18 protein-coding genes are annotated in these 25,964 nt (G+C 39.2%); 16 read left to right on the forward strand and 2 right to left on the reverse strand.

From position 1 onward, the window contains the following. Positions 1-51: 51 nt before the first annotated feature. Complete coding sequence (locus GQR38_RS13950; protein ID WP_165722027.1) at positions 52-2,472, reverse strand: TonB-dependent receptor; 2,421 nt, start codon at positions 2,470-2,472, stop codon at positions 52-54. 218 nt (positions 2,473-2,690) lie between these two features. Continuing rightward, positions 2,691-3,968, reverse strand: a complete 1,278-nt coding sequence (locus tag GQR38_RS13955; protein WP_165722026.1) for an amidohydrolase family protein — start codon at positions 3,966-3,968, stop codon at positions 2,691-2,693. 154 nt (positions 3,969-4,122) lie between these two features. Between GQR38_RS13955 and GQR38_RS13960 the strand changes: the two genes are divergently transcribed. The 16 genes from GQR38_RS13960 (at position 4,123) to GQR38_RS14035 (ending at position 25,772) form a co-directional block, all read left to right on the forward strand. Next, positions 4,123-5,964 (forward strand): DUF885 domain-containing protein, encoded by a 1,842-nt coding sequence (locus GQR38_RS13960; protein WP_165722025.1) that lies wholly within the window; start codon positions 4,123-4,125, stop codon positions 5,962-5,964. A gap of 97 nt (positions 5,965-6,061) precedes the next feature. After that, positions 6,062-6,574 carry a YcgN family cysteine cluster protein gene (locus GQR38_RS13965; RefSeq protein WP_024591051.1) on the forward strand — a complete coding sequence of 171 codons (513 nt, stop codon included), beginning with the start codon at positions 6,062-6,064 and terminating at the stop codon, positions 6,572-6,574. Further along, positions 6,574-7,086 (forward strand): RNA methyltransferase, encoded by a 513-nt coding sequence (locus GQR38_RS13970; protein WP_007583259.1) that lies wholly within the window; start codon positions 6,574-6,576, stop codon positions 7,084-7,086. Before GQR38_RS13965 ends, GQR38_RS13970 begins: the two co-directional genes overlap by 1 nt. 78 nt (positions 7,087-7,164) lie before the next feature. Continuing rightward, positions 7,165-8,058, forward strand: coding sequence for a transporter substrate-binding domain-containing protein (locus GQR38_RS13975; RefSeq protein WP_165722024.1), 894 nt, complete (start codon positions 7,165-7,167; stop codon positions 8,056-8,058). Positions 8,059-8,143: 85 nt separating this feature from the next. Next, positions 8,144-9,400 (forward strand): sugar MFS transporter, encoded by a 1,257-nt coding sequence (locus GQR38_RS13980; RefSeq protein ID WP_007583255.1) that lies wholly within the window; start codon positions 8,144-8,146, stop codon positions 9,398-9,400. A gap of 257 nt (positions 9,401-9,657) precedes the next feature. Further along, positions 9,658-11,547, forward strand: a complete 1,890-nt coding sequence (locus GQR38_RS13985) for a methyl-accepting chemotaxis protein (RefSeq protein WP_024591048.1) — start codon at positions 9,658-9,660, stop codon at positions 11,545-11,547. Positions 11,548-11,552: 5 nt separating this feature from the next. Then, on the forward strand, positions 11,553-12,635 hold the full coding sequence (locus tag GQR38_RS13990; RefSeq protein ID WP_165722023.1) for a GGDEF domain-containing protein: 1,083 nt from the start codon (positions 11,553-11,555) through the stop codon (positions 12,633-12,635). Between the two features lie 13 nt (positions 12,636-12,648). Next, entirely contained in the window at positions 12,649-13,263 is a 615-nt protein-coding gene (locus tag GQR38_RS13995) for a DsbA family protein (RefSeq protein WP_165722022.1), read from the forward strand. 241 nt (positions 13,264-13,504) lie between these two features. After that, positions 13,505-14,257, forward strand: a complete 753-nt coding sequence (locus GQR38_RS14000) for a DUF3450 domain-containing protein (protein ID WP_076924682.1) — start codon at positions 13,505-13,507, stop codon at positions 14,255-14,257. A gap of 10 nt (positions 14,258-14,267) precedes the next feature. Next, positions 14,268-15,647: a MotA/TolQ/ExbB proton channel family protein gene (locus GQR38_RS14005; protein ID WP_101163503.1), complete on the forward strand. Its 1,380-nt coding sequence runs from the start codon at positions 14,268-14,270 to the stop codon at positions 15,645-15,647. Between the two features lie 3 nt (positions 15,648-15,650). After that, positions 15,651-16,178 (forward strand): MotA/TolQ/ExbB proton channel family protein, encoded by a 528-nt coding sequence (locus GQR38_RS14010; RefSeq protein ID WP_024591043.1) that lies wholly within the window; start codon positions 15,651-15,653, stop codon positions 16,176-16,178. Positions 16,179-16,232: 54 nt separating this feature from the next. After that, positions 16,233-16,643 (forward strand): biopolymer transporter ExbD, encoded by a 411-nt coding sequence (locus GQR38_RS14015; protein WP_024591042.1) that lies wholly within the window; start codon positions 16,233-16,235, stop codon positions 16,641-16,643. 9 nt (positions 16,644-16,652) lie between these two features. After that, positions 16,653-17,258 (forward strand): energy transducer TonB, encoded by a 606-nt coding sequence (locus tag GQR38_RS14020; protein WP_024608113.1) that lies wholly within the window; start codon positions 16,653-16,655, stop codon positions 17,256-17,258. A 45-nt stretch (positions 17,259-17,303) separates the two neighbouring features. Continuing rightward, on the forward strand, positions 17,304-18,632 hold the full coding sequence (locus tag GQR38_RS14025; RefSeq protein ID WP_165722021.1) for a CDC27 family protein: 1,329 nt from the start codon (positions 17,304-17,306) through the stop codon (positions 18,630-18,632). A 284-nt stretch (positions 18,633-18,916) separates the two neighbouring features. Next, positions 18,917-23,005 carry a hypothetical protein gene (locus GQR38_RS14030; protein ID WP_165722020.1) on the forward strand — a complete coding sequence of 1,363 codons (4,089 nt, stop codon included), beginning with the start codon at positions 18,917-18,919 and terminating at the stop codon, positions 23,003-23,005. A 64-nt stretch (positions 23,006-23,069) separates the two neighbouring features. Then, the gene (locus GQR38_RS14035) at positions 23,070-25,772 is read left to right on the forward strand and encodes a TonB-dependent receptor (protein ID WP_024593984.1); all 2,703 of its coding nucleotides are present in this window, start codon (positions 23,070-23,072) and stop codon (positions 25,770-25,772) included. Positions 25,773-25,964: the final 192 nt, after the last annotated feature.

The following is a 25,964-nucleotide window of genomic DNA, read 5'->3' on the forward strand; positions in this document are numbered from 1 at the left end:
AAAAGCACGGCTTGTAAAAATACAAACCGTGCTTTTTAATCATCTAAACTATCAAAGTGTGTAACTAAAACTTAGTTTTGCATTACGCTCTTCGCCTGGCATACCACCTAAAAACATTGCTTTTGAGTAATATTTTTTGTTAAACAAGTTATTTAAGTTTAACTGCATATGCCATTTATCAGTTGTATACGATACAGCTGTATCGTATATCGTGTAACTTGGTACATATCCATCTGGAATCGAGAACGAACTCGAATTAGTACTTCTGTTATCTACAAATGTAATACCACCACTTATATTTACAGCTTCAGGTAAGTTAAACATATCTGCGTAATAAGTTACCCACGTGCTTGCTGTTACGTAAGGCACACCTTTTTGGCGTGTGTCGTAACTGCTGCTGTTAGGATTGCTTTTGTCACGTGCATCTTGATAAATACCGTTTACGTTTACTTTCCATTTATCATTTAAGTAAGCGTTTAAATCAAGTTCAATACCTGTTGTTTCTTCTTTACCATCATAATAGCTTTCAGGTACATTTGAGCCTGATGTTAAAGCGTCATAAAGCGGATTTGCGTATTCTAAATTAGTACGAGAGCTTTCGAATATAACAATAGAAGCTAGTAGTTGATCATCAAACGCTTTAAATCTAAAACCTAAATCGTTACTGATTGATTCAGAATCTTCTCTGTCTGCTTCATTACCCGCCACAGAGCCTAATACACTATACGCTGTACGGCCTTTTGAATGATTTACAAATACAGATAAATCTTCAGATGGCTGATACGTCGCACCCAGGTTATACGTTAAGCCAGAATCTGATGTACTCGCTTCAGGTGTTGGCTCTGCGCGGCTTGAGCTATAGCGCTCATCTACACCAAAGTGCTCGTAAGTTTGCTCAATTCGGTTATATGCTACACCAATACGCGTTGTAAGCTCTTCAGTAAGATAACCAACATGTTGAATGCCTAAGCCCCATGCTTGTACTTTTTTATTGTAGTCGCTGGTTTTAAGTGGATCGAAGTCATCAAAGCTGCCAGATGGCCAATTTGGTTCTCTTATATCGTAAATATACGGCAATGAACCTTGGTACGTTACATCACCAGCATCGTTTGTGAGTACGTAATCTTGATCCCATATTGAGAATTGTTTAAAACGAATATCTCTATCTTCGTAGTTTGCGTTAACAAGCAATTCGTTATCTACGTCGCCTAACATAAAGTCATAACGTAAATCTAAAAAGTACTGCCATGATTTTTCATCTGCTTCTACTTGTCGGTATTCTTGGCGACGTGCTGCATACGGGTAAAGTACACCGTCTTCAACTAATGGAGCACGAGGGTCGTTATTAATAATTCCATCGCGTGTTGAATATACGTAGTTATAAGCACCTGTTTGGCGCGCAAAACTTGATGTGTAGTTACGGTACTGTAGCTGCTGGTTTAAAAACAAATCGTCAGTAATGTAATAGTTATGCGTTAATTTAAAACGCAGTTCTTCACCTTCGTTAGCATCAGCCATTGGTGAAATAATACCATTTGTGCCAAAGCTATAAGGTGTTAATCCATCAGATGCAGATAGCGAATTAGCAAGTTGGTCGCGTTGTGCATCACTTAACTGTACGCCGCTTCCTGTCGGATCGTTTACTAAATCGGCACCGGTTACTTCACCCGCGCTTAAACCATTTGCAGTTTCTGCATTGTAAATACGAATAGGGTGACCAATAGAATCAACCGCTATTTCATCTTTTATATATGCTGCAGAAAGCATGATGTTTTGTCTGTCGTTTAGCACGTATTTAAGCGAAGTATAAATTTCGTCGCGATCTTCTTTTAAATCGCGAAAGCCGTCACTTGACGCTGTTTTAGCCATTACACGATAGGCCAAGTCATCTGTTATAGCGTTAGTGCTATCAAACGATAATGAATAGCTATCCCACTGGCCAAGCTCAGCCGATACTTTGTGCTTTTCTTCAAACTCTGGCTTTTTCTCAATTAGGTTAATTACGCCACCTGCACTACCAATGCCATATAAACCTGTTGCTGGGCCTTTTAAAACCTCAACAGATTCAACATTTGTAAGTGAACGAGTTGGGTTAAATGTATTACCCAGGCCTGCACCACCATACATACCATCGTAGGTGTAGTTTGCATCTAAACCACGAATTACTAAGTTATCACCAATACCGTAGTTATTACCTGCTTGTGTTAAACCACTTACGTTTCTAACTAAATCTTGTAGGCTATCTACACCTTGAGATTCAATAAGTTCACGGTCAATAATAACAACCGGTGCAGGTGTTTCCATTAAAGACATGTCTGATTTAGTAGCAAGACCTGAGCTCATCACAACGCGGTTTTGTTTTTCGTATACGCTGATGCGTTCAATATCAGCATCAACTTGTGTATTTTGGGCAAATGCCATATTTGCATTTAAACAAGCAAGAGTAATAAGAGAGTACTTAAACGTTTTCATAGAGTGATAACTATTCGCGTTATTGAATTTGCGCGAATGATAATGGTTATTGTTTTTAAAGTGAATAGAAAGTTCATTTTATTTGATTAAATAAAACTGTTCGGATAATTAACAAACAAAGTTAAGCCTATAAAAGGTACGTTGTACCTTTTATAGGATGTTTGAGGTGGGTGAGGGGTTTATTAAGGCTAAGTAAGCTCAGCCTTAATAGCGTGTATTTACAATTGGTTTTTATAAACAACACCTGCTTTCATTACGAAGGGTACTGACTCTAAGGTTTTAATGTTTTTAAGAGGGTTTGCTTTTACAGCAATTATATCAGCAGCAAATCCGGTTTTAATTTGTCCTAACTGAGTATCCATTTTTAATAACTTAGCGCTATTAATAGTGGATGCTTGAATGGCTTGTAGTTCTGTCATGCCAAATTCAACCATGCGGCTAAACTGTTTTGCATTATCTCCGTGCGGGTAAATTGCTGCATCCGTTCCAAAGACCATTTTCACACCCGCTTTTACAGCACGGCTAAAGCTATCACGTTGCCTTTTTGATACTTGGCGTTCTTTATTTAGATTTTCTTCGTCAACACCATTTTGCTCGCCATAAGTCAAAGTGTATTCGGTGTTATAAATATCCATAGAAAGCCAAGTTCCATGCTCTTTGGCAAGGGCTATGGCTTCGTCATCTAAAAAGCTGGCGTGCTCTACGCTATCAACACCTGCTTTAATGGCTGTTTTAATCCCGCTTGTACCGTGTGCATGAGCTGCAACAGGTAAATCTCGCATATGGGCTTCATCAACGATGGCTTTCATTTCTTCAAAAGAATACTGCTGTGCACCTACTTTAGTCCCTTTTGAAAATACTCCACCTGTGGCGCAAAACTTAATAGCGTTTGCCCCGTATTTAATGTTTTCGCGTACTTTTATACGCGCAGCCCATGGACCGTCTGCGACGCCACTTGAAGTATATTTTAGCTCAGGAGGTAATCGGTTGTTATCACAGTGCCCGCCGGTAATTCCGAGTGATGGCCCCGCAGCCCAAATACGAGGGCCAACTATGTCACCCGCATTTATGCCGTCACGCACCGCTATAACGCTGTAACCTTCTGCGCCAACATTACGAACTGTTGTAAATCCGGCTTCTAAGGTTCTTTTAGCAAAATGAGCCGCTTTAATTGCCATTCTAGGAACTGACTGGCCTAAACGTTCACTGCGTGGAACCGTAGGGTCGCTTGTTAAATGCACATGCATATCCATTAAACCTGGCATAAGGGTTAAATCAAGTAGTTGAATATGTTTATCACCTTTAACCAGCGTTGGTTTTTTATTTTGTTCAATGTTTGTAATTACGCCATCATCAATAGTAATTAAGGGAGATTTAACGAGCGTGCCATCTTCAACATTAACCATGGCTTTAGCCGATAGATATGTAACGGCATGGGCATTAAAAGTAGTTAAACAAAGTAAGGCAATAGAGGTGCTGAGTAGTTGTTTTTTCATTTTATTTTTCTTTTAAATCATATTTGAATTAATAGAAATGTAACAAGCTCAGATAAAAGTGCAAATTTAATACGATGAACGCAATCTATCGTAATTACTTTATTAAGTAAGGCTTAATGCGCATAATCAAAAAACGATATTAAAAAGGATTATCATGAAATCAATTAAATTAGCATTAGTTGCCAGTGGCGTTATGTTTGCTTTAAGTGGCTGTATGAATACTGAGCTTAGTACACACACTAATACCAGTTCGCAGTTAAATACCGTTAACGCATCGGCAAGTATTGTTTCAGAGCTTTCAGCAGAGCAACAACTCGATGTACTTGTTGCACAGTATTACGATGAATCGCTTACATATAGCCCTATCAGCGCAACGTACAATGGTCGTAACGAGTTTAACGATCAATTCACGCCTGTAATTTCAAAAGAAAATAGAGCTAAAAAAGCGGCTTTTTATAAAAAATATCAACAGCGTTTAAACTTTATAGATAAAGCACAGTTAACAGGGCAGTCGCTTTTAAGTTTTGAAATATTAGAGCGCGACCTTGCACTTAAATTAGAAGGCATGCAGTTTCCTGATTATTTACTACCAATTAACCAAATGGCGGGTGCGCATAACACCTTTGCAGGTTTTGGTTCAGGTCAAAGTGCTCAGCCGTTTAATACCGCTGAAGATTACACGGCTTTTATCTCGCGCAGCGAAGGTTTTGTAAAGTGGCTTGCCAGTGTAGAGCGTTCAATGGCGCAAGGCATTAAACTAGGTATTACGTTACCAAAACCACTTGCTGAAAAACTGCAGCCACAATTTGCAGCTCATGTAGTTAAAAATGCCGAAGACTCACTATTTTGGGGACCAATTAAAAAATTACCAGACTCGTTTAGCGCACAGCAAAAGCAAAAAGTTACAGCACAGTATCGTGAATTGATTATGAAGCACTTAGTACCAGCTTATAAAAGCATGAGTGACTTTCTAGCTAATCAGTATATTGCAAATAGCCGAGAAAGCGTTGGTTATAGTGACTTACCAAACGGTAAAGCATGGTACGAATACCAAATTAAGAAAAACACGACGCTTAGCTTATCTGCAGATGAAATTCATGACATTGGTTTAAGTGAAGTGTCGCGTATTTTAAGCGAAATGAAAAAAGTAAAAGAAACCGTGGGCTTTAAAGGTGAGTTATCAGAATTTTTTGACCATTTACGCGATTCAGATGAATTTTACTACGACACGCCCGAGGAGTTAATTGCGGCATATGAAAACGTTAAGAAAAAAATAGACGCACGTTTGCCTCTGCTTTTTAACATCGCACCCAAAGCACCTTACGTTGTAAAAGCTGTTGAAGCATACAGAGCGCAGTCTGCAGCTGGTGCATCATACGCATCTCCGGCGCCTGATGGCTCTCGCCCTGGTATTTTTTATATCAATGCTTATAACTTGAAAGCGCAGCCTAAATTTTTACTCGAAACTTTATCGATTCACGAAGCAGCCCCGGGCCATCACTTTCAAATAGCACTTCAGCAAGAAATAGAGGGCTTACCTGATTTTCGCAAATTTGGTGGTTACACTGTGTTTGCAGAAGGTTGGGCGCTTTATGCAGAAAGCTTAGGCAAAGAGCTAGGTTTATTTACCGACCCTTATATGTGGTACGGACGTTTATCAGACGAGCAATTACGCGCAATGCGTTTAGTGCTTGATACTGGTTTTCATGCAAAAGGGTGGACGCGTCAACAAGGTATAGACTACATGCTTGCAAATTCGTCTATGGCTAAAAGTGATGTAATTGCTGAAGTAGAGCGCTACATAGCATGGCCAGGCCAAGCGCTTTCTTACAAGTTAGGGCAATTTAAAATTCAAGAATTACGTGATTTTTCTAAAAAAGAACTCGGCAATAAATTTGATATTAAAGCGTTTCACACGCAAATATTAATTGATGGCGCATTGCCAATGCCAATCCTTGAGGAAAAAATTAAGCGTTGGGTTAAATCTCAAAGCTAATTTGTAGCGCAAAGCCTGTACTTTGAAAGGGTATTGGCTTTGCGCCATTTACAGCAATACGGTAGAATGCGCGCTCTTTAGGGGGCACGAGTAAACTATGTTTGATCAACAATTAGCAAATACACAATTTTGGCTTAAAAAAAGCTTAAGCGACATGAGTCAAAACGAATGGGAAGCCATTTGTGATGGATGCGGAAAATGTTGTTTAAATACGTTTATTGATAGCGAAGATGAAGACGAATTTACCGCCACCGATCAGTTACGCGAAGGTGAGCAATTAATATTTACTAATATTGTATGTCAGTATCTTGATAACAACACCTGTGGTTGTAGCGAATACGAAAACCGCCAAACGCTTGTTCCTTCTTGTGTAAAACTCACAAAAGAAAACCTTAAAGACATCTTTTTTATGCCACAAAGCTGCAGTTACCGTCGTTTACATGAAGGCCGGGGTTTGGCTTCTTGGCACCCATTATTAAACAGTGGCGATAAAACAAAGATGCATGAGCTAGGTATTTCTGTAAAAGACAAAACAGTCAAAGATTGCGATGTAAAGCTAGACGACTTTGATTTATACATTGCAGAGTGGCCAACAAAGGACGCTGAGTAATGAGCAAACAACAAGCGGTAATTGGTTTAATCAATCCTAAAAGCCCGACTAATGTTGGCGGTGTATTGCGTGCAGCAGGTTGTTACGACGCCAAACAAGTGTTTTTTACCGGTAACCGTTACTTAAACGCTAAAAAGTTTCATACCGATACTAAGAACGCACTTGAGCGTATCCCTTTAACTGAAACTAATAGTTTAGAAGCGGTAAAACCAGAGGGCGCAACCGTTGTTGTTATTGAGCTTATTGAAGGTGCAACACCTTTACCTGAGTTTAAGCATCCTGAAAATGCGTTCTATGTTTTTGGCCCTGAAGATGGCTCTGTGCCAAAAGACGTTTTAAAGTGGTGTGATGAAGTGGTATATATTCCAACTATTGGCTGCATGAACTTAGCGGCTACCTGTAATGTTGTTTTGTATGATCGCTTAGCTAAATTAGGCGGCGTTGAGAGTAGTGACGATACTATTATTAGCTCTCGTGATACAAACAATAAAATGAGGTGGCAAAAAAGCTGATTAGTTAAGGTTTATTTGTGCAAAAATGTTAGTTTTGGCTAAACTTAAAAACATTATAAATCATAAATAGATACTAAAATGCGCTGGTTTTATTTTATATTATTACTGACAAGTAGTAATTGTTTTGCTGAAACATCAGTTGAGTATTATCAAAATGGTACTCAACATGTTTTAACTGGACATTATCACAAATCAGGAGTGCTCTATGAAGCGAAAAACCCCAAACAAACACTCCATTTAGCCACACTCGATTGGCCTCCTTATATTGGTAATAATTTATGTAATAAAGGCTGGGTTTATCAATTTTCAATTGCTCTATTAAATAGTAAGGGCTACAGCGTATATATTGAATTTTTGCCTTGGGCAAGAGCTGTACGAAATGTAGAACTAGGCAAAGCTGATATATTAATGCCTGAATACTTTATAGAAGATACAGCCCCCTCCGATTATGTTAATGGTAAAACACGTCGAGAATTACTCGGTTTATCTAATTCGTTTAAAGGTGGCGAAATTGCATTTTTAAAAAGGAAAGGCGATACAGACCGTTTCACTGGAAACTTAAAATCGCTTAAAGGGCAAAAGATTGGTGTTGTTCGTGGGTATCAAAATACGCCTGAGTTTGATGCCATGATGGACAATGCTGAGTTTGAAGTTATTACCTCTGTTGATGATTTACAGCTTGTTCAGCTTCTGGTTGCTAAACGTGTTGATTTGATTATAGGCGACCCTCAAGTTCTTAAATTCTCTGTAACTTATTCTTCTTTAACTAAACCTGAAAAACAATCTTTGCTTTCTTCCATTGAACAAGAAAGCATTCCTCTGCAATACAACCCTTTATATTTTGCTATTAGTAAGCTTACACCTAAATGGCTTTTAGTCTTAGAGGACATAAATGAAGGGCTTTATCAGTTTCATAATAGTGGCGAGATAGACCGTATTATCAATACGACAAATACTCAATGTAAGCCATAAAATTGGAACGTTCCTTTGTTGCGCTGACTAATTTATATATAAACATGTAGAATCGTTTTCAACTTGTTAATGGAGTGAAAACGACGTGAGTGAAATAAATACAAATCAATCATTCGCGGTCAACGAACAGCCAAATAAAAATTATCTGTTTCCACTGACTGCAATGACGACCCTATTTTTTTTATGGGGTTTTATTACTGTTTTAAATGATGTACTAATACCACGATTAAAAGGCGTATTTGATTTAAGCTTTTTTGAAGCGATGCTAGTACAGTTTTGCTTTTTTGGTGCTTATTTTATTGTTTCTATCCCTGCGGGGATTTTAGTTAAGCAGTTTGGTTACAAAAAAGGGATTTTAACTGGTTTAATTGTAGCTTCAATTGGCTGTATGTTGTTTTATCCTGCTGTTGTAGTACATGAATATTGGCTATTTTTGAGCGCTTTATTTGTACTTGCCGCTGGTGTAACGGTGCTTCAGGTTTCTGCCAATCCTTATGTTGCTGCTCTTGGGAGCGAAAAAACAGCTTCTTCTCGTTTAAATTTGGCACAAGCACTTAATGCGCTTGGTACTACCGTTGGGCCTTATGTAGGTGGTTTATTATTTTTTGGTACAGCAGGTAGTCTAGCTGCTTCTGCAGCAACTGCTGAATCTGTAAAAGTGCCTTATTTAATGCTTGCTGGTGCCTTATTACTTATCGCTATTATATTTGCCTTTATAAAGCTTCCAGAAATTGAAGCCCATAAAGAGGAAAATAATGCTGCAGTAGAATCTCGTTCATTAACTCAAGCACCGCACTTAACTATGGGTGTACTTGCTATATTTTGTTATGTAGGTGGGGAGGTTGCCATTGGCAGCTTTTTAGTTAACTACTTTGGTGAGGCGCACATAGCAGGACTTGAAGAGCATACTGCGGCTGCACTTATTAGTTATTACTGGGGCGGGGCAATGGTAGGGCGTTTTATTGGCTCTGTATTATTACAAAAAATAGCGCCTTCTAAGGCGATCGCATTTAATGCATTTAGTATTATTGCGCTATTGCTGATCACCATTTTTACTCAAGGTGACGTCGCTTTATATTCAGTATTGGCAATTGGTTTATTTAACTCAATTATGTTCCCGACTATATTTTCAGTTGCAATCGAGCGACTAGGATCATTGACCAGTAAGGGTTCTGGTTGGTTGTGCTTAGCTATTGTAGGTGGTGCACTTGTACCATTACTGCAAGGGTTTATAGCTGACACAGTAAATATACAGCAAAGCTTTTTTGTTCCAATGCTATGTTATGTATTTATTGCATGGTACGGATTAAATGTTGTTCGCTTAGCAAATAAGTGGAAATAACAGACTATACAAGAGTGACTGAATACGTATTCAGTCACTTATAAAGCTACATTTAATAGGAACGTTCCATAAGTAATTAATACGAGTCACAATTTATTTCAATATTAGTCAGTTACCCCCTACAGCCATTTGTTTTTTAATCCTTTATCCTTATTTTTATCTAATAACCTAGTCACAAGCCTTATTTATTAGGACATTTAGCTAAATTTTTGCTAAAACTGTATGGATAATAAAGATAAATAATAAAAAGGATGTATATGCTTAACTCGTTAAAATTCACTTCCAAAGTGACTATTGCAGCCTCTTTAATTTTGGTTTTGGTGCTAGGGTTATTTACTTTTAATAACTACATTGCGATGCGCAAGCAAACCGAGCAGCAGTTAAGCCTAGTATTACAACAAAATTCCGAATCTGTTTCACAAAATATAGCGAGTTGGTTAAATGCAAAGTTGGCGATTGTTATATCAATTGCTAAAACCCATAAAGCTAATGATTCTAAAGCACTCACCCTTTCACAATTAAATACTGCAGAGCTTGCCGGAAGCTTTAAAAATACGTATATCGGTAAATCCAGCGGCACGTTTATATTAAACGATCAATCAGTTGTTTTACCTGCTGATTTTGATGCGACCTCTCGCCCTTGGTACAAATTAGTCGAAAACAAATCAAATACCGCTTTTACAACTCCCTATATTGATGTAACAACTAACGAGCTTACAATTTCAGCGGTAGTACCCATGCTACAAAATGGCCAGTTTAGCGGCGTTGCAGGTGCCGATATTGATATGCAAACCGTGACTAAAATTATTAACGATATTGATTTTTTAGGTCTCGGTTATGGTTTTTTACTCGATAACAAAGGTCAAGTGTTAAGCCATCCTAATGCTAAGTTAAACTTAAAAAATACATCAGACATTTTTGGTACTAATACGCCCTTGCAAAGTGAGTTTACCCAATACGAGATAAATGGAGAGTCTAAGCTTATCTCGTTTACAAAAATCAGTGGTATTGAAAACGTAGATTGGTACCTAGGTGTTGTCATAGATAAAGATAAAGCGTATGTCAGCGTTTCTAACTTTGGCCAAACTGCGGCTGTTTTTATGGTGATAGGGATCATTACTATCATTATTATGATGCAGCTTTTATTACGCTATTTAATGCAGCCTATGAACCGTTTAAACGATGCCATTAAAGATATAGCACAAGGCGAAGGCGATTTAACAAGGCGCTTAACCGTTGAAAATGATGATGAGTTTGGCGACTTAAGCCATTCATTTAATATTTTCATCGAAAAAATTCAGCATTCAATAGAGCAAGTAAAAGAGTCCACAGAGCAATTAGATACAGCAATTGAGAGCTTGGTATCACAAACACATTCATCGCTGTCTATGTATGATGATCAAAGTAAACGAACCGATAGTGTTGCAGCGGCTATTAACCAGTTTTCAGCTACATCAATGGATATTTCAAATAATGCAGAGAGTGCATCGCAGCTTGCTAAAAATGCAGATGAGCACTCAACACAAAACCAAGAAGCATTAAGTCACAGTGTTACAACCATCCACCAGCTTTCAGCTAATATGGAGAAAGCTCAGCAAACTATAAACAGTTTAAATACGCACACAGCCAGTATTGGGCAAGTGCTTGAAGTTATTAAAGGTGTAAGCGAGCAAACTAATCTATTGGCACTAAATGCAGCAATAGAAGCCGCTAGAGCAGGAGAGGCAGGACGCGGTTTTGCCGTTGTAGCAGATGAAGTACGCCAATTAGCACACCGCACTCAACAATCAACGCAAGAAATTGAAGACACGGTGAGCCAGTTACAAAAAGGCTCAAACCTTGCTGTAGAGCTTATGAAAACAAGCCTTCAAGACAGTGAAAAAAGCGTACAACAAGCAGATGCCGTCGGCAATTTAATGAGTCATGTTATACAAGCTATTAAGCAAATTAACGATGCAAATCATTCTGTGGCCAGTGCAACCGATGAGCAAAACCAAGTTGTTAAGTTATTAGATACTGATATTCAAACAATTAGTGCGCTTTCTATACAAGGCAAGGCTAACTTAAATGACACGCTTAACGAATGTACCAAACTAAAACAGCAGTTTAGTGCCTTAGAAAATATGGTTCAAAAGTTTAAAGTATAAAATTAATGACTAAAAAAAATGTAAATAAACCAAACTGGCTCAGTCTAATAAATATCGACAGTGTTTATAGCTCAGACATGCAACGCAAAGCGTTTTCTTTATTTACCATGATTGGGATATCAATTGTGGTGATTGCTGTATTAGTGTTTTTGAATTATAAGGTTTACTCACCGATACTCACTGCTTCATTAATTATCGTTAACATTACAAATATAAGCTGTTCTATCTACTTTATAAGAACGGGTAATCTTCAAGTAGTGGCATTAATAAGTATGAGCATTGTGTGCATGATGTTTGTTGCACTTGTTTATACCGGTGGTAAAGACAACACCGCGCTATATTGGCTAATGTTTTATCCTGTAGTGACGTTTGCATCTTTAGGGGTAAGATTAGGTGCTTGGTTAGGTTTTACTTTACTGTTTTCTTGTATTGTTATTTTATACGGCCCTGATTTTGGTCAAGTTAGCTATGGCGACGTAGAAAAAACACGATTTATAGCGTCATTTTCTATGGTGTTTTTATTCTCATTTATTGGTGAGTATTTTAGACATAAAAGCCACATGGCTATTGCCGATATTACGCTAGAGCAAAAACAACATGCGTACACAGATCCCCTTACTGGCATGGCAAACAGACGCTTTATTACCTCTCATTTTTTAAAGCTTGCCCAAACACGCCCAGAGCAGTACTTACCTTTTTCAATTTTGTTAATTGATTTAGATAACTTCAAATCTTTAAACGATACGCATGGTCACGATTTTGGTGATACGGTATTGATTGAATTTACCAAGCTCCTTGAATCTCAGTTTTTGGCAACTGCGTTAAAGGCCCGTTATGGCGGTGAGGAGTTTGTTGTTATTTTACCGCAGGTTACTGTTTCTACAGCCACTGTAATAGCAAACAAATTTCGAGAGGCTGTTGCAGGGCACGTTATATTTACTGATGACAAGCAGCGTATTTCAATCACCTGTAGTATTGGTATTTCCCAAGTAAATAAAGTAACTGATTATGATGATTCGTTAAAACAAGCTGATGAAGCTCTTTATAGTGCAAAGGCTGCTGGTCGTAATAGTGTCGTCTCGAACTAGTTGAAGGATTAATATGTCTCAAAGTAAATTAATATATGTTCATGACCCAATGTGTAGCTGGTGTTGGGGTTACTCACCAACCTGGCTTAAGCTAAAATCAGAGCTTGCTGGTAAAGTGGCAATAGAATATAGAGTAGGTGGCCTAGCACCCGATAGCCAAGACCCAATGCCACAAAATATGAAAGAGATGCTTGAGGGTACTTGGCATAAAATTTCAGCGCAGTTAGGTACGCAATTTAATTATAACTTTTGGCGCGATTGCCAGCCAAGGCGTTCAACGTATCCCGCATGTAGAGCCGCACTTATAGCGCGTAAAGCGGATAAAGAAGCTCAAATGGTGGCTGCAATTCAAAATGCTTATTACCTAAATGCGCAAAACCCGTCAGATGAAAGTACGCTAATTAGTTTGGCTGAACAAATTGGCTTAGATAAAAATGAGTTTACTGCGCAGCTAGCATCAAGTGAGCTTAATGATGAACTTAAAGAAGAGTTGTCTTTCGTTCGTACGTTACCAATCCAAGGTTTTCCCTCACTAGTGCTTATTAAAGGTAATAAAGCATACCCAATTGAAATAAATTACACCGATTGGCACTATTCCCTTAATCAAATTAATTCAATTTTAAAATAACCCAGCTTGTTTATAGGGCATTTGGTTAACAAATGCTCTTATCATCTTAAAAACCTCTTCGTAAGTCTTAATTATTACCACTGTCATAAAAGCGACTTTTTTGCGCAACATCCTTGTCATGTTTCATCTATAAACTCCTGCTCATTGAAATTATTAAGTCATAAATTATTTATATAACAAAATTTATGACCTAAGAAAACAAACTAGCAAATCCGCTAACTAACGAGTAAAGGTGTATGCGATGAAAGGCGTTAAACCATTAATCTTAGCTGGTATTGTGGCCGCAAGTGCAGCAGTACACGCAAACGATTTAGATAAGGTTATTGATAAAAGCAGTGAAATTAATAAATCAGCTGCGCAATCACAAACAAAAATAGACAAGATTGCAGATTCAATGCAAGGGCGTTTACAGCAGTTTAAAACCCTCAATAAAGAAATTGACGGTTTAGCTGTTTACAACGCTCAGCTAACTAAACAGTTAAATAATCAAATAGAAGAGATGGAATCTTTAAACCTGTCAATGGATCAGGTTTCTATTATTGAACGTCAAATTACACCTTTAATGATGCGTATGATCACAGGCCTTGAGCAGTTTGTATCACTCGACGTGCCATTTCTACAAGATGAGCGTGCAAAACGTTTAGCCTCATTAAAAACCATGATGGATCGCGCTGATATCACCTCAAGCGAGAAATTTCGCCGTGTTTTAGAAGCTTATCAAGTGGAAGTTGATTACGGGCGTACCATTGAAGCATATACCGCTCTATTAGAAGTTAGTGGTAAAGAGCGAGAAGTAGACTTTTTACGCATTGGTCGTTTAGAGCTTATTTATTTAACGCGAGATGGCAAGCAAGCAGGTAGTTGGGATACAGACACAAAAACGTTTGTAGCGCTTCCTGACTCTACTATAAGCCAAATTAACAAAGGTCTTCGCATAGCGCGTAAGCAACTTGCCCCAGATATGTTAACTCTGCCAGTACACGCAGCAGAATAAGAGGTTAAAAATGAAATTGTTTACTCAAATGACAAAAACGGCTCTTTTTGCTGCAAGTCTTACATTAAGCCTAGGTTTTACAGGTAATAGTATCGCGGCAGAGTCAATGAATCTTGACTCGTTACTTAAATCAATTGAAGACGGGAAATCGGTTCAAAGCGCACAAAACAAACAACGAGAGCAAGAATTTACCTCGCGTCAAAACCAACAAGTGCAAATGCTAAAAGATACACAAGCAAAACGCAGTCAAATGCTTGGTGAGTCAGAGCGATTAGAAACACAGTTTGAAGAAAACGAAGTTAAGCTTGCTAATTTAACCGACACTTTATCAAAGCGTATGGGATCACTTAAAGAACTATATGGCGTTCTTCAGCAAGTTGCTGGTGATTCAAGCAATAAATTTGCAACATCGGTTGTATCGGCAGAAATTCCGGGGCGAAGTGCTTTTATGGACGATCTCGCTCAAAAAATGGGTTCAACATCAAAGCTTGCTTCAATCGACGATATTGAAAAAGTGTGGTACGAGCTGCAACGCGAAATGACCGAGCAAGGTAAAGTAAGTCGCTTTAATACAACGGTTATAGTGGAAGGTGGTAATAAAGCACAGCAAGAAGTTGTTCGCGTAGGTGCTTTTAACCTTGTATCGGGCGGTAAGTATTTAGAATACAACCCTGGTACGAATACACTAAGCGAACTAACTCGCCAACCAGTATCGCGTTACACATCGACAGCGGGCGATTTACAAGACGCTAAAACAGGTGTTGTGCAGTTTGCACTTGACCCAACGGGTGGTTCAATTTTAGGTTTACTAGTTCAAGCCCCAGATACTGCAGAGCAAGTACATCAAGGTGGCGCTGTTGGCTACGTAATTTTAGGTGTAGGTTTACTTGCATTATTAATTGCGATTGAGCGTTTTGTATCGCTATTACTTGTTGGTGGCAAAATTCGCCGCCAGCTAAAAGACAGCGTAGCGCGAGATGACAATCCACTAGGTCGTGTTATGAAAGTTAAAGACGACTACCCAAATGTTGCTTACGACACACTCGAACTTAAATTAAGCGAAGCTATTTTACGCGAAATGCCAAAAATTACGCGTAACTTAACACTTATCAAAATTATATCAGTAGTCGCACCGCTATTAGGTTTACTTGGTACGGTAACCGGTATGATCAATACCTTTCAAGCAATCACATTATTTGGTACTGGCGACCCTAAATTAATGGCTGGTGGTATTTCTCAAGCACTAGTAACAACCGTATTAGGCTTAGTTGTTGCAATACCAACCGTATTTATTTACACGCTACTTAATACTCGCTCAAAAGGTTTACTGCTTATATTACAAGAGCAAAGCGCCGGTATTATTGCAGAGCGAAGTGAGAAAGGAGAATAAGCCATGGTGCTATTGATTGACTCAATCAATGCTATCCGTGATTTTCTCGACACTGGTGGCCAAGTTCTCTTGGTCATCGGGGTGTTAATCTTCGCGATGTGGTTATTGATACTCGAGCGATTTATTTATTTTTTTAATGGTTTTCGTGGTTATAAAAAAGACGCTAAAAGCACATGGAGTTCTCGCTGTGAGCGTAACAGCTGGAATGCAGAGCAAATTCGCCAAGCGATGATCTCGCGTGCAAGTATGCGCCTAAATACTAATTTACCGCTTATTAACGTAATGGTTGCGTTATGTCCGTTACTTGGCTTATTGGGCACAGTAACAGGAATGATTGAAGTATTTGATGTTATGGCAATTACAGGCACAGGCAGTGCGCGCTCAATGGCATCGGGTGTATCTAAAGCAACTATTCCAACAATGGCGGGTATGGTAGGTGCGTTATCGGGTGTATTTGCCTCAACGTATTTACAACGCAAAGCCAAGCGAGAAGTAGAGCTACTACAAGACAGCATGGTTTTAGACCATTAAGCAAAATTTTGATAAGCGGCCCATTTAAAGCCGTTCATCCTAGGAGAATAAAAAATGAGAGCCCCTTTAGGTAATTTAATGCAAGAAGACGAAGCTGAAGAAATAAACATGACACCTATGTTAGATGTTGTATTTATCATGCTTATTTTCTTTATTGTTACAGCGTCGTTTGTAAAAGAATCGGGTATTGACGTAAACCGCCCTGAAGCAGCAACAGCTGTTAAAAAAGAACGTGCAAACATATTAGTGGCGATTTCTGACACGGGTGAAATTTGGATTAACAAACGTCAAATTGACATACGTGCAGTGCAAGCCAATATTGAGCGTTTAAAAGCTGAAAACCCGCAAGGTAGTGTTGTTATTCAAGCTGATAAAAAATCAACAACAGATACTTTAATAAAAGTAATGGATGCAGCACGCGCAGCAGGTGTGTTTGATGTGTCGATTGCGGCTCAAGAAGCATAAGGGCAGGCAATGCGTTATTTAGTAGCATTAGTTATAGCCGGTGTAGTGACCTTTATGTTGTTTTTAGGCATGCAGGCACTTATTACTGGTGGCGAAGGTGTAATGAGTGAACCCGCCAAGGGTAATGTACTTGATTTTGTCAGGCTTAAAAAAGAAGAAAGCGTGCAAAAAAAAGAACGTAAACCACAAAAGCCACCAACGCCTAAAGAGCCACCTCCGCCAATGGAATCGCCGCAAATGCAAAATAGCGACGCGACTGCGAACGCTAATAACTTCGACTTTGGCGCCAATGTGGATGCAGATGTAAATTTGTCTGGCGGATTAGCACTTGAAACAAGTGATGGTGAGTATTTACCCATTGTTAAAGTGGCGCCTGTTTATCCGCGCCGTGCATTATCACGTGGCATTGAAGGCTACGTTATTGTTGAATTTACAGTAACTAAGCAAGGTACGGTGCGAGACCCACAAGTGGTTAAAGCAGAGCCTGAGTCACTCTTTGATAGAGCGGCGATGGATGCAGCCCTTAAATTTAAATATAAACCGCGCGTAGTAAATGGTGAAGCCGTTGAAGTTGCGGGTGTACAGAACAAAATATCTTTCCAAATTAGCGGTTAATTTAGTAATTAACCACGAGTAAACGGACAGAAATGCGAGGCGATTATGAAATTACTACCTACAGCTAAATTTTTAAAATTAACACTATTTTGTACTGCTGCGATCAGTACAAGTATTGTTGTACCAAGTGCCCTAAGCCTAATGCCAGGGTTAAATGTAGCTACGGCATATGCTGAGCAAGAGCAAAAAACAAAACGTGTACCAGCGCTACGCGAAAAGGTCTACAGCCAACTCGCACGTGCACAAAAACTCGCTGATGATGGCTATGTTAAAGGTGGACTTGAAGCGCTTGATAGCATTCAAGAGCGAGCTTCAAGCATGAACTCGTACGAAATTGCGATGATGCATAACTTTTATGGGTTTATTTATTACAACGAAAACGATTTACCAAAAGCAATAGCTTCGTTTGAAAAGGTCGTAGCAGAGGAAGCCATTCCTGAGTCACTTCGTTTAAGTACTACGTTTAGCTTGGCTCAACTGGCAATGGCTAATAGTGATTACAAAAAGGTAATTGCATTTTTAGATGACTGGGACACTATTAACACTAAGCCTAAAACAGAAGGCTATTACTTGTTAAGGGCTCAAACATACTATCAGTTAAAGGATTATAAAAAAGGGCTTGAGTATATATCTCAAGTTATTGCTTTAAGTGACAGCGAAGGTAAAACCCCTAAGGAAAACTGGTTAGTACTACAGCGTGCCATGTACTACTCACTTAATCAAACTGACAAAGTTGTTGAAGTACTTGAGCGCATGGTAAAGCTCTATAACAAACCTGAGTACTGGGTACAATTATCGGGTATGTATGGCGAAACTGGGCAAGAAAAAAAGCAGCTAGCAATTATTGAGGCGGCTTACCAGCAAGGTTTTTTAACATCTAAATCTGATCTACGCCAATTAGCGCAAGTGTATTTATATAACGGTTTGGCTTACAAAGCAGGCGTTGTAATGAGTAAAGCGATTAAAGAAGGTGTCGCAGAGCAAAACGCTAAAAACTATGCATTTATAGCTGAGGCGATGATTCAAGCAAAAGAAGACGAAAAATCAATAGAATACTTTGTAAAAGCAGCTGATTTATCATCCAGTGGTAAGTATGACCAACGCTTAGCTGAAGTGTATGTTAACACTGAGCAATACGAGGAAGCGGCCGACGCAGCGCGTAAAGCACTTGATAAAGGCTCACTTGATTTTGAATCAAATGCATTTGTTGCCTTGGGTATGGCTCAGTACAACTTACAAAATTTTGATGCCTCTATTTTAGCGTTTGAACAGGCAGAAAAACACAAAAAATCACAGCGTTTAGCACAACAATGGATTAAATATGTAAAGCGCGAGAAAGTGCATGCAGAAACATTAAGAACGGCACTGCTTTAAGCTTTAGTAATAACGTTTAAATATAATTTCATAATCGCAAATCCAAACCACACTATTTTTAGTGTGGTTTTTTTATGTTTTTAATAAATTAACTACTTGAATTTTATGTAAATAACTTTGTCATCTTATGTTTATTAAAGTGTAACTGTAATGTCATATAGCTACCGTAAGGTAGGCGCTGCTGATAACTCAAGTGACCTTAAAGCATTACTTAATGTTTTAAGGTGACTTGAGTTTATTTAAAGCACTTAACAAAATAATTAAATACTTTAACGGAGTGAACAATGAAATTATCTGACTTATTTAAAGTTAGTTTGATTGCAACTGCAATATCATTAGCGGGTTGTGGTGGTGACTTAGTTGTATCTGAAGGCGACACAACAATAAATGAAGGCGACACAGTTACTAATGTTGTTGAAGGTGGCAGTGATACAGTAGATGAAACATCATCGCGTGATGATTCTCAAAATGGAACTACGGGTTTTCCTGCTGATATCGACAATGCACTTGTTCAAGGCTTAGCAACGGATGTCTCAAGTGAATTTCCAGCAATAACAGATAAACCAGTGTATCGCTTAAGTGCTGATACAACATTGATTGCTGATGTTTCATTAACTAATGATGCACATTGGATTGTGAGTGGTCGTACTGCTGTGGGTAATGACCGCGCAGATAGTACAACGCTTTATGTTCAGCAAGGTACAACGATTATTGGTGAGTCAGGTGATGACTTTTTAGTTGTGCGTCGAGGTTCACAAATTGAATCAGTAGGCACTGCAAGCCAGCCTATTACGATGACATCAATTCAAGATGTTACGGGTAGCGAGACAGCAATTGGCCAATGGGGTGGTTTGGTATTACTTGGTAATGCACCTGCAAATTCATGTGGAGACCAACAAGGTGAAGCAACAGCAGACGAACTTGCTAACTGTGGTGTGTCAGCTGAAGGTGATGCAGGTCAATTCGGTGGAAATATTAGTGATGATAATTCAGGTACTCTAAAATATGTACTTGTTAAGCAAGCAGGTAAAACGCTTGGTAATGGTGATGAGTTAAATGGTATTACATTTGCCGGTGTTGGCTCTGCAACTACGGTTGATTATATCCAGGTTCATGAAAACCTGGATGACGGTATCGAGTTTTTTGGTGGTACGGTTAATGTAAGTAATGTAGTGCTGACTAACATTGGTGATGATTCACTAGATTGGTCTTTTGGTTGGACGGGTTCGGCTACTAATGTTTACATTCAACAAGCTGCTAACGTAGGCGATAACGCTATTGAAGCGGATAACTCTGAGTTTGATTCAAGCGCCACGCCATTAACACTGCCTACTATATCTAACGTAACAATCGTCGGTGCAGAAGGTAATAATGGTATTCGTCTACGCGCTGGTACTGCGGGCGCTCTTAAAAATGTATTTGTAACGGGTCCTGCTACTTACGAAAACTGTTTACGTGTAGGGTCTGATTCAGTTCCTCGCGCTGAAGATGGCACACTAACGATTGTAAACTCTATTGTGGCGTGTCAAACAACGGCAAATAATTTTGGTAGTGAAGTAATTAACGGTGGCGATGTACAATCTTGGTTTGAAGGACAAGATGGTAACCAAGTACTTACGCCGGCAGAGCTTATGCTTGCTGATGACGGTTACACGCCACTTGCTGGTTCACCGCTTATCGCAAATGGTCAAATTGGTGCTTTTGATGGATCAACTAACTGGATGGAAGGTTGGACTGTCGGTATTAATGGCGGCTTCCCTACTGATATTGATAACGCGCTCGCACAAGGCTTAGCATCAGATGTTTCTAGTGAATTTCCAGCAATTACAGATAAACCAGTATACCGTTTAACTGAAGATACAACGTTCACAGCAGATGTAACGCTTACTAACGATGCACATTGGATTTTAAATGGTCGTACTGCAGTTGGTAATGACCGTGCAGATGCAACTATATTATATGTTCAAGCGGGTACAACGCTAATTGGTGAAACAGGTGATGACTTTTTAGTTGTACGTCGTGGTTCACAAATTAATGCCAATGGTAATGCAACTGCGCCAATCACTATGACATCTATTCAAGATGTAACAGGTGCTGAAACAACGATTGGTCAATGGGGCGGCTTAGTATTATTAGGTAATGCACCTGCTAACTCGTGTGGCGATCAAACCGGTGAAACGACAGCTGAAGAATTAGCTAACTGTGGTGTATCAGCTGAAGGTGACGCTGGTCAGTTTGGTGGTGATATTAGCGATGATAACTCAGGTGTTCTTCGTTATATTGTTGTTAAACATGCAGGTAAAACGCTGGGTAATGGCGATGAACTTAACGGTATCTCATTTGCAGGTGTTGGCTCACAAACGAAAGTTGAATACATTCAAATTCACCAAAACCTAGATGATGGTGTTGAGTTTTTTGGTGGCACAGTTAATGTTCGTAACATTGTACTAACTGATATTGGCGACGATGCATTCGATTGGTCATTTGGTTGGTCGGGTCGTGCACAAAATATCTATATTCAACAAAGTTCAGTTGAGGGTGATAACGCAATAGAAGCTGATAACTCAGAATTCGATTCAAATGCGACACCATTGACTAAACCGCTTATTTCTAACGTAACAATTGTTGGTGCTGATGGTACTAACGGTGTTCGTTTACGTGCAGGTACAGCGGGCGTTCTACGAAATGTTGTTATAACGGGCCCTGAAGGTTACTCAAACTGTTTACGTGTAGGCTCAGACTCTGCTGCTAATGCAGAATCGGGTGAGTTGTCTATCGAAAACTCAGCTGTTGCATGTAATGAAGATAATAACTTTGGTTCACAAGCAATTGGTAGTGGCAATGTGCAGTCTTGGTTTGAAGGTCAAACGGGTAACTTAACGCTTACAGCTTCAGCACTTAATTTAGCGACAGACGGCTTTACACCAAAATCGGGTTCACCTTTATTAGGTGCTGGTGGGGATTCATCTGAGCTTGACTCGTTCTTTACCAAAACAGATTACATCGGCGCATTCGATGGCGATAATAATTGGATGGATGGTTGGACAGTTGCTATTACACCAAGCTTTCCTGACGATATTGCTAATGCATTAGCACAAGGACTTGCAACAGATGTTTCTGCTAGCTTCCCTACAATTACAGACAAACCTGTATATCAATTAACCTCTGATGTTGTATTTACATCTGATGTAACACTGACTAACGATGCGCATTGGATTTTAAAAGGACGTACAGCCGTTGGTAATGACCGCGCTGACAACACAACACTTTATGTTCAGTTTGGTACAACGTTAATTGGTGAGTCGGGTGATGACTTCTTAGTTGTTCGCCGTGGTTCTAAAATTGAAGCGGTAGGCAGTGTAAATCAACCAATTACTATGACGTCAATCCAAGATATGACGGGCGGAGAAACTACGATTGGTCAATGGGGCGGTTTAGTATTATTGGGTAATGCACCAGCTAACTCATGTGGCGATCAAGAAGGCGAAGCTACCGCAGATGAACTTGCAAACTGTGGCGTGTCTGCTGAAGGTGACGCAGGCCAGTTCGGTGGTAATGACCCTGAGGATAATTCAGGTACGCTAAAGTATGTTGCAGTTAAACAAGCGGGTAAAACGCTGGGTAATGGCGATGAACTTAACGGTATTACACTTGCGGGTGTTGGTCGTCAGACTGAGCTAGATTACATTCACGTTCATGAAAATCTAGACGATGGTGTTGAATTTTTTGGTGGTACTGCAAATATTAGTCACCTTGTTTTAACAAGCATAGGTGATGATTCACTTGATTGGTCATTCGGTTGGACGGGTAAAGCGCAATATGTATTGATTAAACAATCAGACTCTGAGGGCGACAATGCAATTGAAGCTGATAACTCTGAGTTTGATTCAAGTGCAACGCCACTAACAATGCCAACTATTTCTAATGTAACAATTATTGGTAATGTGGGTGTAAATGGTATCCGCTTACGTGCAGGTACTGCGGGTATGCTTAAAAACGTAGTGGTTACAGGTGGTGCAGACTATTCAAACTGTTTACGAGTAGGCTCTGATTCAGCGCCGCGAGCAGAGGACGGTACATTAACTGTTACTCACTCAATTGTTGCGTGTGAAACCGCTAACAACTTTGGTACGCAAGCAATTGGTACAGGTAATGTTGAATCTTGGTTCTTAGGACAAACAGGCAATTCAGTTCAAGTAGCCGCTGACCTTGGGCTTGCAGATAATGGCTATATGCCAACTGCTGAGTCGTTATTACTTGGTAATGGCTTTGATTCATCAAGCTTAGATAGTTACTTTGATTCTGTAGATTACATTGGTGCGATGGATGCACAAACAGACTGGACAGCAGGTTGGGTAAAAGTAGGCCTTTAACCCAAACCACATTATAGCCGAGCGAAAGCTCGGCTAATGTCTTGTTTTGTTTCGGAGTATAAAAATGAAATCTTTTAAACCCTCTACACTTGCTTTATCAAAGTTAAACTACGCTGTAATGGCTGCGTTACTTGGTTTATCAGTAAATACAGCCACGGCTGCTGAGCAGCAAGTAGAAGAGCAAGAAATAGAAGAAGTTGTTGCTGTAGGGCAACGATTAAAGGGCAGTGCGGGTGCGGTACTGCAAGAACGTCAAAACCAAGCGTTTGTTGCTGATATTATGGGTGCAGACCAAATATCACGTACTGGTGATGGCGATGCCGCCTCTGCACTTCGTCGTGTTACTGGTTTAACGTTAGTCGACGGCAAATTTATTTATGTGCGTGGTTTAGGTGAACGCTATTCTAGTACTCAGCTAAATAGCATGTATGTACCAAGTCCTGATCCTACTCGCTCAGTGGTTCCTTTGGATTTATTTCCATCTGAAATTATTGAAAGCTTGAGTGTACAAAAGTCATTTTCACCGGATATGCCAGCGCATTTTGGTGGTGGTAATGTAAATATTCGGACTAAATCAATTCCTTCTGACTTTTTATTAAAAGTACAAGTGGGTACATCGTACAATACTTCTAATAGCGATACAGGTTACTTTTACAGTGGCGGTGATGATGACTGGATGGGTCGAGATGATGGTTCGCGAGCATTATCGGATGTGTTTACTACTGCGCTTACCAGTGATGCTGGTCTTGAGGGCAATATAAACACTACGTTAGCTGAGCGTAAAAACCTGATTCAATCGCTTGATTGGGATGTAGGTATTTCAGAAAAGGATGTTGACCCTGCCATGAACTTCTCTATTGCCTTAGGTGATAGATTTGAAAGTGAGGCCGGTACTTTTGGTGTGCTTGCAGCCGTATCTTACGATAACGAGTGGGAAGTAGTTCAAGAGCAAAGCGGCTCAAGCCTTGGTAGCTTAGGCTGTGAAGACAAATGTTTTGCCCAGTATTACGATGGTACATCGACTGAGCAAAATGTACGTTGGAGCGGCACATTAAATTTAGGATATGAGTTAAATTCAAACCATAAGTTTGAGCTTACTAATATTGCACTTCATGACATGAGTGACCGCGTACGTAACCGCGATTACTTTGATGCAAATGAAACCGAAGAAGGTGTCACCGAATTACGCCGAGTAGATATTACGTACGAAGAGCGCGAAATGTTTTCGACTCAGCTTAAGGGGACGCACAACTTTCCAGAGCTAAATAATTTATTTTTTGATTGGTATGGCGGTTTAAGTCGAGCAAACCGTAATGCACCAGGTGGTTTAGATGTTGTTTATCAGCAAAACTTAGTTGATGGCGTGCTTGAATCTGAACAATTACAAGATGTAGCTGCAACAAATATCACCCGTGAGTATCAAGTATTACACGACGATGTTGAAACATTTGGTTGGAATATGGGTATGCCTTTTTATGGTGACGGCTATGAGCTTGAGTTAAAAATAGGCGGCGATTTTTCAGAAAAAAAACGTGATGCAAGTAACGTGAAGTTTGGCATTACGCACCGTGGTATAAGCGATGAGTACTCGTTCGGTTCTAACGTAAGCGATATTTTTGCTGATGAAAACACGGCGAATGACGCTTTTTATGCAAGTGTAACTGGCTCAGGTATTTTTGATGACGGGACCACTGATGGTGATAAGTACAGTGCAGCGCATAAATTAGATGCTTATTATTTTATGGCCGATTACTTCTATCAAAACACTTGGCGTTTTACTGGTGGCGTTCGATGGGAAGATTTTTCGCAAGTATCAGTCGGTTATGAAGCGCATACTAATTTCTTTGAAAATACACTACAAGAAATCCAAGATGTAGCTATTAATGAAGATAACTTTTTTCCTTCTTTAGCTGTTACGTACATCATGGATGAAGAAATGCAATTTCGCTTAAATTTAAGTGAAACAACCATTCGCCCTGATCTACGTGATGTAAGCTCTTCTTTCTTTGTTGACCCGTTAACTGAGTTTCTGGTGAGAGGCTCTCCTAGTTTACAAAGTTCTAATTTAAAAAATGTTGATTTTAGGTTTGAATGGTATATGCCATCAGGTAATAATCTTTCTGTTGCATTATTTTATAAAGACATTGAAAACCCAATTGAAATGGTTGAGCTTGCGGGCGTAGGGGGAGCATCTCCACAGTTATTAACAGCAAATGCTCAGTCTGGTAAATTGTCGGGTATTGAAGTTGATTTTTTAACTGACTTTGGCTTTATAAATAAAGATTGGTCTTCAGCATTTTTGTCAGGCAACGTCACGCTATCTGACTCAAGTGTTAATTTGGGGATTAATGATTCAGACGGTGTTGACTCACTGTTTGAAACACAGCTTAAAGAAGCACTTGAGGCCGATACTGTATCGAATATTGTAACTAACAATGAGCGTCGTTTAGTTGGTCATTCTGAGTGGGTTGCAAACTTACAAATGGGCTATGACTCGGATGATGGATTTCATTCTACTTCATTAATTTATAATGTGTTTGGTCCTCGTATAATTGTACCTGGTACACGTGGTAATGAAGATGCAGAAGAAAAGTCGTTTCATTCAGTTGATTTAGTTTATTCTTACTTCCCTAACTTTAACTCTAAAGTTAATTTTAAGGTTAAGAATATGCTTGGTCAAGAAAAAGAAATTGAACAAGAAGGTCTTACCCTTTGGGGACAAGACACCGGCACTGAGTTTAGTTTAAGTTATAGCTATGAGTTTTAAGCTTTATTTAAAATAAAACTCAAGGAATGAAATAATAAACTTCACTATCTATTAGCTCTGTATTTTAATACAGAGCTTTTTTGTGTTTATGCTCAGTATGAAAAATATTTAAGTTCTGTTTTATTCGCTAGTTTTAGCTTTCAGCCAGTGTTAGTTTAGCGTTAATGAAAATTAAATCTCACGCAATGAATT

The sequence above is a fragment of the Pseudoalteromonas sp. c7(2019) genome (genome assembly GCF_011378625.1).
GTDB lineage: Bacteria > Pseudomonadota > Gammaproteobacteria > Enterobacterales > Alteromonadaceae > Pseudoalteromonas > Pseudoalteromonas arctica.

What these genes read in the sequence shown, in the direction of transcription:
- GQR38_RS13950 (WP_165722027.1), bottom strand. Translation starts at nt 2,472, where the DNA reads ATGAAAACGTTTAAGTACTCTCTTATTACTCTTGCTTGTTTAAATGCA.
- GQR38_RS14015 (WP_024591042.1), top strand. Translation starts at nt 16,233, where the DNA reads ATGAGAGCCCCTTTAGGTAATTTAATGCAAGAAGACGAAGCTGAAGAA.
- GQR38_RS14010 (WP_024591043.1), top strand. Translation starts at nt 15,651, where the DNA reads ATGGTGCTATTGATTGACTCAATCAATGCTATCCGTGATTTTCTCGAC.
- GQR38_RS14020 (WP_024608113.1), top strand. Translation starts at nt 16,653, where the DNA reads ATGCGTTATTTAGTAGCATTAGTTATAGCCGGTGTAGTGACCTTTATG.
- GQR38_RS14005 (WP_101163503.1), top strand. Translation starts at nt 14,268, where the DNA reads ATGAAATTGTTTACTCAAATGACAAAAACGGCTCTTTTTGCTGCAAGT.
- GQR38_RS13985 (WP_024591048.1), top strand. Translation starts at nt 9,658, where the DNA reads ATGCTTAACTCGTTAAAATTCACTTCCAAAGTGACTATTGCAGCCTCT.
- GQR38_RS13975 (WP_165722024.1), top strand. Translation starts at nt 7,165, where the DNA reads ATGCGCTGGTTTTATTTTATATTATTACTGACAAGTAGTAATTGTTTT.
- GQR38_RS14000 (WP_076924682.1), top strand. Translation starts at nt 13,505, where the DNA reads ATGAAAGGCGTTAAACCATTAATCTTAGCTGGTATTGTGGCCGCAAGT.
- GQR38_RS13970 (WP_007583259.1), top strand. Translation starts at nt 6,574, where the DNA reads ATGAGCAAACAACAAGCGGTAATTGGTTTAATCAATCCTAAAAGCCCG.
- GQR38_RS14035 (WP_024593984.1), top strand. Translation starts at nt 23,070, where the DNA reads ATGAAATCTTTTAAACCCTCTACACTTGCTTTATCAAAGTTAAACTAC.
- GQR38_RS14030 (WP_165722020.1), top strand. Translation starts at nt 18,917, where the DNA reads ATGAAATTATCTGACTTATTTAAAGTTAGTTTGATTGCAACTGCAATA.
- GQR38_RS13995 (WP_165722022.1), top strand. Translation starts at nt 12,649, where the DNA reads ATGTCTCAAAGTAAATTAATATATGTTCATGACCCAATGTGTAGCTGG.
- GQR38_RS14025 (WP_165722021.1), top strand. Translation starts at nt 17,304, where the DNA reads ATGAAATTACTACCTACAGCTAAATTTTTAAAATTAACACTATTTTGT.
- GQR38_RS13960 (WP_165722025.1), top strand. Translation starts at nt 4,123, where the DNA reads ATGAAATCAATTAAATTAGCATTAGTTGCCAGTGGCGTTATGTTTGCT.
- GQR38_RS13955 (WP_165722026.1), bottom strand. Translation starts at nt 3,968, where the DNA reads ATGAAAAAACAACTACTCAGCACCTCTATTGCCTTACTTTGTTTAACT.
- GQR38_RS13990 (WP_165722023.1), top strand. Translation starts at nt 11,553, where the DNA reads ATGACTAAAAAAAATGTAAATAAACCAAACTGGCTCAGTCTAATAAAT.
- GQR38_RS13965 (WP_024591051.1), top strand. Translation starts at nt 6,062, where the DNA reads ATGTTTGATCAACAATTAGCAAATACACAATTTTGGCTTAAAAAAAGC.